A 14608-nucleotide genomic window follows, 5' to 3' on the forward strand; every position below is an offset into this window, starting at 1 on the left:
TTTTCATGAGCGGCACTTGGATATATATCATTGAAACCCTGCGCATGGTGTACGTCGTCTTCGTGCAGACGGCGCCCTTCCTGCTGCTCGGCCTGTTCCTCGCCGGGTGGTCGAAAATCGCCATCCGCACCAAGGGCGTGCACCGCTACCTTGGCGGGGGCAATCTGCGCAGCGCCTTCTACGCCGCCGTCTTCGGATTGCCGCTGCCGATTTGTTCCTGCGGCGTGGTGCCGGTTTCGTTGAGTGTCCGCGACAAGGGGGCCAGTCGCGAAGCCAACCTGTCGTTCCTGATCAGCACGCCGGAAACCAGCGTCGACACGTTGGTGATCACCTGGGGGCTGCTCGGTCCGCTGATGACGATCGTTCGCCCCATCGCGGCACTTCTGACCGCGATGTTCGCTGCCGTGCTATCCATCGCCGGGCGCACCGACCGCCCAGACGATCATGACGGCGAAGTCGTGTTACCCGATGCCGAGGCCTGCGAGATCGACGAGGACGCCCACGTGCATGAAGGGGGCTATCACGTCGTTGGCTTCCGCGGCCTGTGGAAATCGTTGGCAGCGGCCTTCGTTGGATTGTACCGACGTTCGAACGCCGAAGGGCCGGACGTCGAGCCGGTGGACGAAGCCGCACCCGATTTCGACCCCGAACACAACCATCACCATGACCCCGTGCCCCTGCGGGTTTTGGTGAGGGACGCCAACCGCTACGCCTTCCGCGAGATGATGGACGACATCTCCGTGTGGTTCGTGCTCGGCATTATTCTCGCCGGCGTCATCGCGGCGGTCGTACCCAATTCCTGGATCGCCAACATCCCGGGCGGCCAGTTGGGCAGCATGCTGTTCGTGCTGGTTCTCTCAGTGCCGATGTACGTTTGCGCGGTGGAGTCCACACCCATCGCCGCGATGCTTATCCTCAAGGGGCTGTCACCGGGCGCGGCGCTCGTGTTTCTGCTGGCCGGGCCGGCGACCAACGCCGCGACACTGCTCATTATCAACCAAGCCTACGGCCGGCGCTTTCTGCGCATTTACCTGACGGCCATCTCCCTGGTCGCCATCCTCTCCGGGATGGCGCTCAACACCTTGCTGAGTTGGACGGGTTGGCAAATCACCAGCCGCGTGGCCGAAACCGGCGCCTTCAGTTTGTGGACGGTGATTTCCGCGCTGTCGGCCTTGCTGCTCCTGGTGCTACTGGGCCTGAGCTTCTACCGCCTCGATTGGCCGACCAAGTGGGTGAGCTTCAAAAGCACGGGCACGCGCATCATCGAAGTGATCAACCTCTTCTTGCCGATACGCTCCCCGGCGGGCGTCATCGCACCCCGTCGCCGTCGCAACCGTTGGGCGGTGATCGTTGCGCTGGTGGCCGCCTACGGGCTCTCGGGATTTTACACCGTCGGTCCCGGCGACGCCGGCTACAAACTGCGCCTGGGCAAACTCGTGGCGGCGGATATTGATGCCGGGCTTCACTACCGGCTACCCTGGCCTTTCGAGCGCGTGGAAATCTACCGGGTGCACGAAACCCGCAAAACCGATTTGGGTTTCCGCACCGACGCGGCGCAGATCCTCCGCTGGCGTGATTCGCCGCCCGTGGTGAGCGATACGGGTTGGCACAGCTTTTTCACGACGATGAACGCCAAGCCGGAAGAGGGAATGTATCTGATCGGCGACGAAAACAACCTCGAGGCCAAGTTCACGATTCATTTCCGCATTGCCAACCCGACGGCGTTCTTTTTCGACTACGCCAAAAACCGCGACTTGATCGCCCTGGGCGCCGAGAGTGTGCTGCGCGAACGCCTCGCGTCCGAGCAAATCGACGGCGTGCTGGCCGGGCGCATTAAATCCGTGGCCGACGACGCGGCGCTGGCGATTCAGCAACTGCTCGATCGCTACGGCATCGGCATCGAAGTGCTGGGCGTGTACCCGGTCGACCTGCATCCGCCGGTGGCCGCTGTCGCGGCGTTTCGTGACGTGGCCAGCGCCATGGAAGATCGCGAAACGCTTATCCACCAAGCATACGGCGCACGTGAAAAGGCCTTGCCCAAGGCCCGCGGTGACGCCGCCAAACGTTTGGCGACCGCCAGCGCGTTTGCCATCGAAGTTGTCGCTGACAGCACCGGTCGCGCCGACTCTTTTCGCGCCCGCGCCACGCAATACGCCCGCTACCGGGCGGCAACGCGGTGGCGCTTGTTCATCGAGGCGATGGAAACCAGCTTGGCCCGGCGTCAAAAAATCCTCATCCCCTCCGACACCGCCACGCGCACCAAGCTGCGCGTATGGTCCGGCGATACCCGCGGCATGACGGGGCTGCTGCAAACGGGAGCTGACTAATGAAGCGTTGGAAAAAAGGGTTGCTGCTGGTTCTTGTTTTACTGGCCGCATGGTGGTTGCGCACCATATTTTTCGTGGTCAACGCGACCGAAACCGCCATCATCGCCCGCTTCATGGGCCCGCTGGACGCCGTGTACGAGCCCGGCCTGCATTTGAAGGCGCCGTGGCCGATCGACACCGTCTATCGATTCGACAGTCGGCTGCTGGTTTTCGACCACGTGCCCACGGAGTTTTTGACCAAGGACAAAAAGAACATTCTGATTGATTCCTTTGCCGTTTGGCGTGTCGCCGACGAGCACACTTTTCTGGCCAAGGTGCGCAGCCGCATGAACGCCGAAATTTTACTCTTGGAAATCATGACCGCCGCCATCAACGAGGTTGTCGGCAACTACGCGCTTGGCAGCTTCATCAACGTCGATCCCGAGAAAGTGCAGCTCAAAGAAATTAATGGCGCAATCGCCGATATCTGCCGCGGGCCGACGGAAAACGCCTACGGGATATCCGTCGAGGACGTGCGGATCAATTCCTTCAATTTCCCGGTGCAAAACCGTGCCAGCGTGATCAAACGCATGCGGGCCGAACGCGACCGTATTGCTACCAAATACCGCAGCGAAGGCGAAGAAGCGGCGTTGAAAATCGAGGCCGAAACCAATCTCGAGAGTCGCAAGATTCTTGCCGAAGCCGCCCGCGACGCCCAGCGTATTCGCGGCAAAGGAGAAGCCGAGGCCATTCGTATTTACGGCGAGGCCTACACCAAAGATCCGGAGTTTTATCGCTTCCTGCGAACCTTGGAAGCGTACGACAAGATGATCGACAAAGACACGACGATCATTCTGCGCAGCGATTCCGAACTCTGGAAAATGATCGACAAGGGAGCGCCGTGAACAAACCGCCCGCCGGCTTGGATGTCCGCCTGATTCAGAACGCCGTCCGCTTCTGGCGCACGCGCCGCGCTGTCGTGCTGGCCGCGGCGGCCGTCGTCGTGCTTGTGTTGTACCTGGCATCGGGAATTTACACCGTGCCCACCAATCAAACCGCCGCGCTGTACCGATTCGGCAAGCTGGTTAGCGACGACATCGCCTCGGGCATTCACCTCCGGCTCCCGGCGCCCATCCATCGCGTCGCCATGGTCAACACGTCCGAAGTGCGTCGCATGACGCTCAAGAGCCAAACCCTGCGCACGGTATCGATGGTCTCGGGTGACGAGAACCTGATCGAGGTCGATGTCGCCGTGCAGTACCAAATCAGCGACTTTCGCCGCTATCTCACCGGCGCCGAAGATTGGGACAAGGTCATCGCGCAGTCCATCGCTGCCGTGCTCGGAAACCAACTGGCCGAAATGCCGGTCGACGAAATCCTCACCACCGGTAAAAGCCGCATTCAAGTCGCCCTGCGCGGCGCCATGCAGCAAACCCTCGAAAAATACGGCGCCGGCCTTACGGTCATATCCACGCGCCTGGTTTCCATCATTCCGCCAGCGGAAGCCGCCGCGAGCTTTCGCAAGGTCGCCGACGCTAAAAGCGAGAAGGCCAAGCGCATCAACGAGGCGCAATCCAAGCGCAACCAGGCGATGTCCCAGTCCCGCGGCGAGGCGGAAAAAGTCATACAAGAATCGCGTTCCACGGCCGACGAGCGCGTCAAACGCGCCGAAGGTGACGCCGAACGATTTCTGGCCATTCTCGCCGAGTACCGCCTAGCCCGCCAAGTCACCCGCACCGACCTATATTTGAAAAACATGGAAAAAGTGATACAACGTGCCGTGGTCTTGCTGCATGACCCCAGATTCGCGTTGGACTTGAATTTGTTCGGCCCCGCCGGGGGCGCAAAGGCCGGCAAATAGCGACCCTCCGCATTCGCACCTGCCCCTGCCTTTGGAGAAATGCGCGTGAGCCCAAAAACCCGCAGCCCCGAAGACCGGCATGAAGCCATTCTGGAAACCGCCCATCGCCTATTTTCCGAACGCGGCGTGAACGGGACGTTGCTGGAAGACGTCGCGCGAACGGCGCGCGTCAGCAAGGGCAGTTTGTACGAAGTCGCCGAAGATAAGCAGGACCTTTTCTATCAAGTTTGCCGCCGGCAATTCGACAGTGACCTGGACAATCTCGAACGCATTTCGGCGAAGATCAGCGACCCGGAAAAACTGCTGCGGCGATTCATCAAGCTGCTATTGCCGCCTTCTCGCGAAGCGCCCGGCGCCTATGCCATTATCTTCGAACTTGTCAGCCTTTCGCTACGCGATCCGGTTTTCGGCACAAAGGTTACCGATCTGCACACCGAAATGCGCGACCGCCTGAGAGGCCTCATCGTTCGCGTTCTGCGTGAAGGCGTCACGCGCGATCAATTTCATTCGGATCTCGACTGCGAGACCGTCGCCATGGTCGTTCACAGTTGGATCGATAAATGTTGGGTTGATTGGGCTATGATTCCCAGCATGACGCGCGCTCACGTGCTGGATCAGGCCAAACGCTTCACGCACTTTTTGCTGACCGCGATTCGCGTCCCTTAGAACCCGTATTCCAGCGACAAATAGAACGCCCGCCCCGGCAACGGGAAACCACGTACGTCCACCGCGCGTTGGTCGCTCAGGTTTTTCACTTCCCAACCGATGCGTCGCCCCGGCGCGACCACGAACACCACGCCCGCGTTCCAAATTTCCCGCGCCGCCAACACCTTGGTGTTCGCCTGCGTGATGTAGTTCTCGCCCACATAGTTGTATTCAACAAAAGGCCGAACCAGCCCCGCGTGCCCTTCGGCCCGGGCGAACCCCACGTGCGGCGGTCGGCCCGGAATCCGCTTCCCTTTGCGGTTGGGATCATCGGTTTCGTCGATGGCGTCGGTGAAGGTATAAGCCCCGGCGAGCGAAAACCAATCCACCGGCTGCATCCGCCACGACAACTCTATGCCGGTGATCGTCGCGCGACCGAAATTGTACGGCACGTAGCGAAAACCACTGATGAGCAGGTACTCGATCAAGTGCCGCACTTCACTACGGAAAAACGCGCCTTCGACAAACACCCACGGCGAAAAGTCCAGACGCAGGCCCGCGTCGTAATGGAATGCTTCCTCCGGCTTCAAATCCGGATTACCGACCATCAAGCCCTGGCTGAAATACAACTCGGAAAAATTCGGCGCGCGGTAACTGCGCCCCACGTTGCCCTTGATCGCCAACGGCTCCCACGGCCTCAGCACCAGCCCGCCTTTGGGGCTCCACTGAGAGCCCGTATCGGAGATATCGTCGTATCGAATCGCGCCGACCACCGTGACAATCTCCCGCCACAAAACCACTTGGTCCGACAGCGAACCCGAACTCGTATGGCGGTCGGGCGCGTCGAAATCACGGTCGCTCAATCGCGAATAGCGATATTCGCCGGTCAGCGTCCACCATTGGTGATCGCCCCAGGCGTAACTGATGGATTGTTGCGCTCCGGGTTCGGTTTCGGTACGCCGCGAGGCAAGCGGTACGCCGGTTTGTTCGCCCCGCGGATCGTGGAACACCAAGCTTTCGATGCGATGCGCCAAGCGCGTCTTGAACGCCAATTGCGGCAAGCCAAGACCGGTCAGCGCCGCGGTTAGCGTCGACGTGTCCCGCCACAAACGGCGGTGTGCATACCGCGAGGGAAAGGTCACGATGCCCGGCACGCCGGAATCGGCGGAAAAGAAATCGTTTTGCAGCGTCACGTCGACTTGAGCGCTGGGCGCGTAGCCCACCCGCAGCAGCAGGTCGCGCTGGTCCAATTCGTTGTTGGCGCGGGTGTCTTCGAAATCGTCGCGTGAATCCAGCGTCGTGCCGTTGTCGTTGTCGAAGGGAAAATTGCCGTCGCTGTGCAGGTAGGAAGCCCCCGCGAGATAATTCCAGTGATCGCTCGCCCCCGCGTGGGACGCCGCGCCGCGAAAGGTGTTGAACGAACCGTAGGTCGCCGCGATCTGGGACTGACCGGCTCCCGAACCCTTCTTGGTCACGATGTTCACGACGCCGCCGACCGCGCCCTCACCGTACAGCGCGCCGCCGCCGCCGCGTATGACCTCAATGCGCTCGATCTGCTCGGGGGAGATCGTGCTCACGTCCACCGCGCCGCCCGCCGAGGAGTTCATGCGCACGCCGTCCACCAGCACCACGACCTGGTTGGCGTTCGCGCCGCGAATGGAAATCGTCGCCGTGGACCCCAACCCGCCGAACTGCTTGACGTTCACGCCTGCCGCCTGGCGCAACACCTCTTCGGTCGAAACGAAACGCCCGGCGTAGTCTTTCATCTCGATCACTTCCACGAAGGCGGGCGGGTCTTCGGTCGATTCGTTGAGCCGGCGGGCCGCGACCGTCACGGGCGGCAGTTCGACGTCGTCTTCTTCGGGCTCGGCAGCCGCGGCCGGACACACGATCCCCACCAACAACGTTACCAGCAGCACCCACGGCAGCGCCCGCGTCATCAACACCTCATGGAAGTTTCGCGGCATCGTCGCCGCGTACCGGCGGCCTTGTCAAGGAACGCGTTTCTCCACGCGCCGCCTCGCCGGGCTTGCCCCGCCTGTCCTGCAGAGTGAAGATGGCAGCGCTCCTTCACGTCAACCGGGTGCCCGCGCGCCCATTTCTTCGCGGCATACGCCGCGTGGGTTGAGTCATGGTCACCGCGTTGTTTCGCTTCGCTTTGAAACACCTGCCGCGCTTGACCCGCGCCCTCCGCCACCATTGGTTGCTCGTGTTGTGCCTGTTGTTGTTCTCGATGGAGTTTACGCTGCGCGTGTATCACGTTCCGTATCGCATCACTTGGATACCCGAGTTCCCCGCGTACGATCGCATGCTCTTCTATCGCTTTGTCTACTCGGTTCAAGACCGCGTCGAGTATGCCCCCGGCACCTATTGCACGATGAAAAGCCACGGCTCGTTTTTCATTCGCGGTAACGGCGATGACTCGCCGCCCCCCGCGCCAACGGCCGATCCCGTCGTGGTTTGCCTGGGCGGCTCGACCACCTGGGGAGGCAGTGTCAACGATGAGGAAACCTTCCCGGCGAGCCTCGAACAGCTACTTCGCCGGAAAAGAAAAGACGCCCGTGTATACAACCTGGGCGTGCCGGGATCGTCCACTTTCTACGGACTGGCGCGCGGCATCCCCGACGCCCTCGACCTCGATCCCGACACCGTGGTCATCGCCTACGGCGGGTTGAACGACTCGTTCAAAGTACACTTCCGCGAATCGACGTACCGCCCGACCTCGCGGCTGTTGATGTTGTTGCGCTCGTTTCATCTTTATCGCGTCGGCGAGGCGGCCGCCTTCCGGTACGTGCTGTTTCCGCGCCCCGTGATGCGCGTCACGCGTGAGGAATACGGCGCCAATCTGGAGAGCATGACACGTCGCTTGCGTGAACGCGGCGTCGCCGTGGTGTTCGTTACCGAGGCGATCGTTCCCGAGCGCATGAACCGGCATGACTTCATCGAGCAATCCTTCATTGATTCTCTCAGCGGCGAAATGATCAAGCGCTCCCGGCAGCTCAATGTGCCCGTGGTCGTGGCACAACGATGCCTCGGTTCGCAATTTGCGACCCTCTACCAGAAGAACGGCATTCATTGGACGGCGCAGGGCAACGCGAAAATCGCGGCCTGCCTCGCGGACGAATTGGCTCAGTCGAGGCAGAACCAGTCGTCGTCGGGACAGTGAATGCGGATGTGCATGTGGTTGTGGTGGCTGGGCGCGTGGCGGATGACGCCCGTGCGGTTACCGGGCTTCCGGGGATACTGAAACAGCTTCCGGAGCTTCCACTCCGACTCGAATAGTCTCAGTTCCTCATACATGATTTTCTGAACATCCCAATCCATCAAAATGTACTGGACGTCGGCGTGCTCGAGCATCAACTCGATGAATTCCCAGGTCTTGGCCACGTCGAGTTTGCCGCGGCGCATATCGACGAAACCGCGGATGAGCTGGTTGTCCTTGGCGTAATAGGCGACGTCGAAATCGCGTCCGCTTTGGTGGCTTTTATGCGGTCGTAAGGGACCGCCCTCGGGCCGCGATAAATGCCCGACGACCATCGACACCGTGTCCGGATAATTGGCCCGCATATCGGCCGCGGCGGCTTCGATGCTGTGCACCAGCGTCGGCGTGCCGTACGCGAATTGCGGTTCAAGTACAATAATCTCGCCGCTCGAGGGCAATTGCACGCCGCCGACCAGGTAGCCGTCGTTGCAGCGCCCGACACTACCGGTCTTTTCGGGAATCCGGCGCATGCCCGAACAGGCTGCGAGGCTCAATGCCAACAATAAAGTGCCTAATATCGCGAGTTTCTGTTTCATCATGGAAGTCTAACGTCACGCTCCGTGAAAATAAAGTGGCACGCCGGTTAGCTCTTTGCTACACTGCGCGCCGTTTCCAGCGGCTTCCGCAACGCCCCCCGCCGCCTTCGGAAAGGGGACCGGACGCGGAGCCCTTTAAGGAGTTTTCGGCATGGCAGTACCACTACTTGACCTGCAAGCCCAATACGCCCAAATCGGCGAGGAAATCGAAGCCCGCGTGCTCGAAGTCTGCCGCTCCGGACGCTTCATCCTCGGCCCTCTCGTGGAACAGTTCGAGCGAGAAACCGCCGCGTATTGCGGAGTCGATGCGGCGCTCGGCGTCTCCTCGGGCAGCGACGCGCTCATCATGGCGCTCATGAACGCCGGTGTCGGACCGGGCGACGAAGTCGTCACCACGCCCTTTTCCTTCTTCGCCACCGTCGGCGCGATTGTGCGCGTGGGCGCCACACCCGTGTTCGCCGACATCGACCCGGCAAGTTTCAACCTCGACGAAGAAAAAGCGCTCGCGGCGATAACCGACAAAACCAAGGCCGTCGTCCTCGTCCATCTTTTCGGCCGCTGGTGCGAGTGCGACCGCCTGCTCGCCGAGTGTGAAAAGCGGGGCATCGCCCTGATCGAAGACGCCGCCCAGGCCATCGGCTGTGAAGACGCACGCGGTCGCCGCGCCGGCAGTGTCGGGCATTACGGCTGCTTCAGCTTCTTCCCCAGCAAAAACCTCGGCGCTTTCGGCGACGGCGGCCTGCTTACCGTGCGCGACGCCGAGACCGCCCGCCGCGTGGCTCTGCTGCGCAACCACGGCATGGACCCGCCCTACGTGCACCACGTGGTCGGCGGCAATTTCCGGTTGGACGCGATGCAAGCGGCGGTGTTGTTGGTGAAGCTGCCGTATCTCGACGGCTGGCACACCGCCCGCCAGGCCAACGCCGAGCGTTACGTGGAGGTTTTCGAGGCCGCCGGAGTACCGGCAAATGCGGTTCGCTTGCCCGCAACCGGTCACGGGCGGCACATTTTCAACCAGTACACGGTGCGGGCCGCGCGGCGCGACGACCTGCTGGCCTACCTGCGCGAGCGTGGTATCGGCTGCGCCGTCTACTATCCGCATGGCCTGCACGTGCAGCCCTGCTTCGCCGATTTGGGTTACGCGGAAGGTGATTTCCCGGAGGCCGAAAAGGCGTCACGCGAAGTGCTCTCGTTGCCGGTATATCCGGAATTGACCAGGGCCATGCAAGGGGAAGTTGCCGCGGCGATCGCCGCGTTTTACGCCGCGGGTTAGCTCAGCAGAATCAACACGGCGCCGGCCGCCGCCGCCGCCAATCCGACGTATCCCAACGGCTTGAGCTTATCGCGCCCGAGCAGCACGCCCACGGCCAGACCCAACGCCAGATGCCCGCCGGTCACGAATCCGAACACTTGCCAATTCGGCAGCCGCGCCAGCGACAACAGCAGAAATAAATACCCGCCGAAAAGCAGCAAGCCCACAGCGGCTGCTTGGGGTACGCCGCTGATATTCTGCTTGCGCGCCATTCCCAAGGCCAGCAACACGACCGCCGCCGACGCAAACATGAAAATCAGGAACAGACCGCTTTCGTGCTGATTGAGTACCACCGCGTTGAAGGCTTGCATGCCCAGAAAGACAAACGCGAAAACCGCCAGCACGAAGATAGTATTCAGTGGGCGGCTTTGCAGCCCGCCGCTCTTCTCCGCATCGGGTGATCGCCCCTCCCACACCAACACCGCCGCCGCTACACCCACCACAACGATCCCGATCGCCGCCATTTGCGTGACCGAGTCCAGCCCATCGATAAAAAACAGCGCCAGCAGAATCGGCGCCGCCATGCTCACCCGTATTAGAGGCGGCGAAAGTGCGAAGGTTTTCTCTTCCAGGCCGCGGGACAAAAAGTAGCATGCCATCGCGAAGGTGATGCCGGTAATAACTCCAAACACGGCAACCAGTCCGCCAAATTCGCTGAACTGCCCCGTCACCGCCGAAAACACGACCGCCGCCGCCGCGGCGAACGCCATGGCGACCGCTCCGGTGCCCAAGGGTGCTGTTTTTGTTTGGAAAGTGACGCGCGCGACGCTGACGGCTAACGCAGAGCAAAGGATGGAGAAAATCAGGTAGAGCATTGCTTCCAAGCCTCGTCAACATCCTAAACGCACTTACGAGGGCGCTGAAGCGATGCGACGAGCCTTCTCTGCCCTCGCAAAGATGCACTGAAAGTGACCGCCCCAGACCGTTAATGCGACTTTGTGTAACCGAATGGCATATTGCTGGAGCGGCTGGTTCTTGTCAAGCAACACCGTTTTGTTGACAAAGGAAAATCGAGAATACTATAGTCGCGAGAAGGGTTAACTCATTTTGATTTCAAGAAGGCGGGAGGACGCTATGCTTCTGCAGTTGTATCGCCGCGCTACCAGCATCGTCATCGAGAATTTCGAATTCTACAAAATCACTGAAGATCTGGCCAAGGACGGGTTCGCCGGCGCGTTGGCTGCCCTGCGCGAAAAAGCCGCGGCCGCCTTCGGTGTGCCGTTGTCGGCGGTAGCGCCGCAAAAGGGAAGCCTCACCGGCGACCTGTTTTTCCTAGACGACGACAAACTGCTCTACCTCAAGTGCCGGCGACAACCCGGCCAAAAGAAAACCGACGATCCCTTCGACGACCCCGGCGCCCTGGACCCCGAGGTGAATTTCGAAGCCGGCATGATCGCCCCCGTCGGCTCGGATTCCGATGAACTCGAGCGCTTGTGCTCGAGCATCTCGACCATTCTCGAAGTCGAATTCAACGCCGAAGAAGTCGCCTGGACTGAACCCGGCATCGGCGCCGAAGGACTCGGGGAAATTGGTCAACCCGCCGTCATCGAAGATACACACCTCGAATTGGCCGCGATTTTGCGCGAAGCGAAAATCGCGCCCTTCCTCGATGCCCTTAAAACGGATAAAGGCGAAATCATCCTCGATGAATGGCTCGCCGACCGCGACGACGCCGATGAAGTCGAGTACTTCATCGACAAGCTTTTTGAAGCCGACTTCTTCGACGAAGATGTGATCGTCTACAGCATGCTGACCGGCAAACCCCTGATTCGCGCCAAGGATCGCGCCGGCTTGGAAGCGCTGAAATCCGCCGGCGTCCGCGATGTCAACGGCGACGAACTCGACCTGGAAAACGTGCGCCGCATGCTGATACTACCCAAGGAAAAACGCGAGTTCATTCGCAAAAGCTGGGTCAGCCGCGTCATCCTCGTCGACCTCCTGCGAAAAATGGGCGTGCCCCGGCACAACATCATCGATATCGAAGGGCCCGCCGGAACGGCCGTGATCGCCGCGACCTTCGACGGCACACCGTTGGTGTTTGTGTTGGCCGATGACGAAGTGAAACCGGAAGACTTCGCCGATTTGGCCGACGATTTGGGAAAGCTCGGAGAACCCACGGTGGTGGTCGTAACGGGAAAAAAAGTCGACACCGATGCCGCGCGCGCCGCGGGAGCCGAAGAGTGCCTCGTGCTGGCCGGAGTCGACGAGTTCAACACCACATTGCTGGAACAATTGGCCGCCAGTCGCAAAGGCGCCGTCGCCGAAATCATCGCCGATTACGACAACATGTTTGCCATCAACTTTTCAGAGATGGCCATGCGTCGTTTCCAAGACCCGGCCGAAGAGGCGTAGCCTATGTAGAAGCGACCCGCGCGCCAAATGCGTGACGAGAGTAGGAGCGAATCGTGAAACTGGCTTCGTGCCCGCATTGCGCGGGCCATATCGACTTGAAAGGGCTGAAGCCGGGATTGACCGTGCAATGCCCGCATTGCAAAGGGCTCTTTACCGTGCCGCTGGAACCGGCGGCGGCGGAGCCCGCGGCCACGTTTCGACCCCCGCCGCAGGCCGGAGGTTTGCAACCGCCCCCGGGCGGCGTGCCCCCTCACATGGTCCAACAACCCAGGCCGCAAGGGCTCAGTTCCGCGAGCACGGTCGGCATCATTGTTGCGATCGTCTTTGCGGTAATTTTTGTCGTCGGCATTCTGGCGTTGATCGCCATCCCGAACTTCATACACCTGCGCTCCAAAGCCTACGACGCCTCGGCGCAAAGCGCCGGCCGCAACGCCAAGTCAGCTGAAGAGATCTACTACCTCTCGGCGAAGCCGTCGACATATACCGATAGCCTCGATTCACTACTTGTTTTCGATTCGACGTTACTCGACGACCCAGACGTGACATTCGAATTCGGTTCGTGCAATTCTGAAGGTTACACGTTCACGACCGTGCATGCCAAAGGATCAGGTGAGGAATTTCCCTTCATACATTAATCCGGCGTTACCGCAGGTCGAGTTCGAAAGGTAAACCGGCGTACGGACCCGCGGCCATTTCCCGCCAGATTTCGATACGGTTAAGCGGCGACGGCAGTTCCACGCGCGCCTCGCCCATCGAAAGCAGCATACGCCACGGTCCCGGCACCACCGGCAATTCCCACAACCGAACCGGCTCGCCCTCGACGCCGCCCGCCAGGTCTTTTGCCTTTTGCAGCGCGTCGCCCAGCCCGCCCAGATCGTCGATCAGGCCGCCGGCCAAGGCTTCGCTGCCGGTCCACACCCGGCCCTCGGCCACGGCGTTGATCTTACGCTTGGACATGCCCCGGCCTTCGGCCACGGTACCCTTGAACGATTCGTAGCTGGATTTGATGATCTCGGTCATGCGCTTTCTTTCAATCTCCGAAAAACGGCTCATGCCGGAAAACACGCCGGCCGCGTCGCCGCGACGGTGCGACTCCACGTTGATCCCGAGCTTCGCCAGCAACCCCGAAATCGCGAACTTCCCCGCCACTACGCCGATGGACCCGGTCAGCGTGCCGCGCTCGGCCAGAATCATTTTGCCCGGCACGGCGATCATGTATCCACCGGACGCGGCCACGTCGCCCATGCTGACCACCAGTGGCTTGGCCGCCGCCAAAAGCTGCAATTCGCGGCGCATTAAATCCGAACCGCCTGCCACGCCGCCGGGACTCGACACCCGCAGCACGACCGCTTTAACCGCGCTGTTGCGCCGTATCTTGCGGAACAGCCGCACATAACCGCCCGCGCCGGGCATGCCGCGCCCCGCGTCTCCCCGGCCGTCGCGAATGGCGCCGGTCACGTGCACGAGCGCCACGACCGGCGCGCCGATCATCCGGGCGCGACGACGTTGGTGGCGCTGCACGAAACGTCCGTAGCGTCGGCCCTGCACGATTTTTTTCTCGTGGCCGGCATCCATCGAGTCCAGCAATTCGTCGCGGTAGAGCAACTCGTCCACCAAACCCGCCTGCCGCGCCCGCTCCGCCGAATAGGGGCCGCCATCCACGAGCTTGGCCACCGCGGCTTTTTTCTTGCCGAGCGCTTCGCCCAGGTCATCGAGCAACTGCCCGTAGAGTTCGTCGAGCAATCCTTCGGTCATTTCCGACGCCGCGCGGCTCGCGCTTTTGCGCATGAAGGTTTCGGCCATGTTCTTGTACTTGCCGGCCACGAGGAGTTCCGGTTCGACGTCGGCCTTGTCCAGCAAACCGCGCAAGTAGGTTAGTTCCATGTTGAAGCCCGTCAGGGCGAGCATTGCCGAGGGCGCCATCACGCGCCGCGAACAACGCGCCGCCAACAGGTATTCGCGTGTGCCGATCATGCTTTCGATATTGGCTACGATTTCCTTGCCCGCGGCTCGCAGGCGATCCAGAGCCCGCCCCAATTCCTGGATGCGCGCCAGGCCGGTCGCCATGGGACCGAACGAGAGGATGACGCGGCGAACGCGGTCGTCGCCCGCGAGATGATTGAGCAAATCCAATAAATCGCGATGCGACATGGAGCGCGGGCGCATCAATTGGAGCGGCGATTGCGCCGCCCAACGCTCGGGAAAAGCGCCGCTCAACTCAATTTCCACCGTGTCATAACGAGCGCGCCGCCACGTGAACTCGGCCAATCCCCACGTCGTGGCCGACCAGGCACGCCGCAAACTACCGAAAAAGCCGCTTAGTAAACCCACGTT

Annotated in this window: 12 protein-coding genes; 8 read left to right on the top strand and 4 right to left on the bottom strand. The window is 61.2% G+C overall.

Annotated features, from left to right (window positions below):
* The first annotated feature begins 5 nt into the window (after positions 1–5).
* Genes P9L99_17865 through P9L99_17880 form a run of 4 tightly spaced genes read left to right on the top strand, consistent with a single transcriptional unit; the run spans position 6 to position 4833 of the window.
* Positions 6–2327: an SO_0444 family Cu/Zn efflux transporter gene (locus P9L99_17865; GenBank protein ID MDP8225232.1), complete on the top strand. Its 2322-nt coding sequence runs from the start codon at positions 6–8 to the stop codon at positions 2325–2327.
* Positions 2327–3211 carry a protease modulator HflC gene (locus P9L99_17870; GenBank protein MDP8225233.1) on the top strand — a complete coding sequence of 295 codons (885 nt, stop codon included), beginning with the start codon at positions 2327–2329 and terminating at the stop codon, positions 3209–3211. Before P9L99_17865 ends, P9L99_17870 begins: the two co-directional genes overlap by 1 nt.
* Positions 3208–4167 carry an FtsH protease activity modulator HflK gene (gene hflK, locus P9L99_17875; protein MDP8225234.1) on the top strand — a complete coding sequence of 320 codons (960 nt, stop codon included), beginning with the start codon at positions 3208–3210 and terminating at the stop codon, positions 4165–4167. Before P9L99_17870 ends, hflK begins: the two co-directional genes overlap by 4 nt.
* A gap of 45 nt (positions 4168–4212) precedes the next feature.
* Positions 4213–4833, top strand: a complete 621-nt coding sequence (locus P9L99_17880) for a TetR/AcrR family transcriptional regulator (GenBank protein ID MDP8225235.1) — start codon at positions 4213–4215, stop codon at positions 4831–4833.
* Here P9L99_17880 and P9L99_17885 read toward each other — a convergent pair.
* Positions 4830–6779: a TonB-dependent receptor gene (locus tag P9L99_17885; GenBank protein ID MDP8225236.1), complete on the bottom strand. Its 1950-nt coding sequence runs from the start codon at positions 6777–6779 to the stop codon at positions 4830–4832. The genes P9L99_17880 and P9L99_17885 overlap by 4 nt on opposite strands.
* Positions 6780–6943: 164 nt before the next feature.
* Here P9L99_17885 and P9L99_17890 point away from each other — a divergent pair, with 164 nt between their 5' ends.
* Positions 6944–7978 carry an SGNH/GDSL hydrolase family protein gene (locus tag P9L99_17890; protein ID MDP8225237.1) on the top strand — a complete coding sequence of 345 codons (1035 nt, stop codon included), beginning with the start codon at positions 6944–6946 and terminating at the stop codon, positions 7976–7978.
* Here P9L99_17890 and P9L99_17895 read toward each other — a convergent pair.
* Positions 7942–8610 carry a penicillin-insensitive murein endopeptidase gene (locus P9L99_17895; GenBank protein ID MDP8225238.1) on the bottom strand — a complete coding sequence of 223 codons (669 nt, stop codon included), beginning with the start codon at positions 8608–8610 and terminating at the stop codon, positions 7942–7944. The two genes, P9L99_17890 and P9L99_17895, sit on opposite strands and share 37 nt — an antisense overlap.
* Positions 8611–8761: 151 nt before the next feature.
* Between P9L99_17895 and P9L99_17900 the strand changes: the two genes are divergently transcribed.
* On the top strand, positions 8762–9883 hold the full coding sequence (locus tag P9L99_17900) for a DegT/DnrJ/EryC1/StrS family aminotransferase (protein ID MDP8225239.1): 1122 nt from the start codon (positions 8762–8764) through the stop codon (positions 9881–9883).
* Here the strand turns inward: P9L99_17900 and P9L99_17905 are convergent.
* Positions 9880–10746, bottom strand: a complete 867-nt coding sequence (locus P9L99_17905) for a hypothetical protein (GenBank protein ID MDP8225240.1) — start codon at positions 10744–10746, stop codon at positions 9880–9882. The genes P9L99_17900 and P9L99_17905 overlap by 4 nt on opposite strands.
* 250 nt (positions 10747–10996) lie before the next feature.
* Here P9L99_17905 and P9L99_17910 point away from each other — a divergent pair, with 250 nt between their 5' ends.
* The gene (locus P9L99_17910) at positions 10997–12274 is read left to right on the top strand and encodes a hypothetical protein (GenBank protein ID MDP8225241.1); all 1278 of its coding nucleotides are present in this window, start codon (positions 10997–10999) and stop codon (positions 12272–12274) included.
* Positions 12275–12327: 53 nt separating this feature from the next.
* Positions 12328–12909: a hypothetical protein gene (locus P9L99_17915; GenBank protein ID MDP8225242.1), complete on the top strand. Its 582-nt coding sequence runs from the start codon at positions 12328–12330 to the stop codon at positions 12907–12909.
* Between the two features lie 7 nt (positions 12910–12916).
* Here P9L99_17915 and sppA read toward each other — a convergent pair whose 3' ends face one another.
* The gene (gene sppA / locus P9L99_17920) at positions 12917–14605 is read right to left on the bottom strand and encodes a signal peptide peptidase SppA (protein MDP8225243.1); all 1689 of its coding nucleotides are present in this window, start codon (positions 14603–14605) and stop codon (positions 12917–12919) included.
* Positions 14606–14608 lie beyond the last annotated feature (3 nt).

It is taken from the genome of Candidatus Lernaella stagnicola, assembly GCA_030765525.1.
GTDB lineage: Bacteria > Lernaellota > Lernaellaia > Lernaellales > Lernaellaceae > Lernaella > Lernaella stagnicola.

Excerpts from the sequence above, each read along its gene's own strand:
- P9L99_17870 (MDP8225233.1), top strand. The coding sequence starts at position 2,327 with ATGAAGCGTTGGAAAAAAGGGTTGCTGCTGGTTCTTGTTTTACTGGCC.
- P9L99_17895 (MDP8225238.1), bottom strand. The coding sequence starts at position 8,610 with ATGAAACAGAAACTCGCGATATTAGGCACTTTATTGTTGGCATTGAGC.
- P9L99_17885 (MDP8225236.1), bottom strand. The coding sequence starts at position 6,779 with ATGCCGCGAAACTTCCATGAGGTGTTGATGACGCGGGCGCTGCCGTGG.
- P9L99_17900 (MDP8225239.1), top strand. The coding sequence starts at position 8,762 with ATGGCAGTACCACTACTTGACCTGCAAGCCCAATACGCCCAAATCGGC.
- P9L99_17890 (MDP8225237.1), top strand. The coding sequence starts at position 6,944 with ATGGTCACCGCGTTGTTTCGCTTCGCTTTGAAACACCTGCCGCGCTTG.
- P9L99_17910 (MDP8225241.1), top strand. The coding sequence starts at position 10,997 with ATGCTTCTGCAGTTGTATCGCCGCGCTACCAGCATCGTCATCGAGAAT.
- P9L99_17865 (MDP8225232.1), top strand. The coding sequence starts at position 6 with ATGAGCGGCACTTGGATATATATCATTGAAACCCTGCGCATGGTGTAC.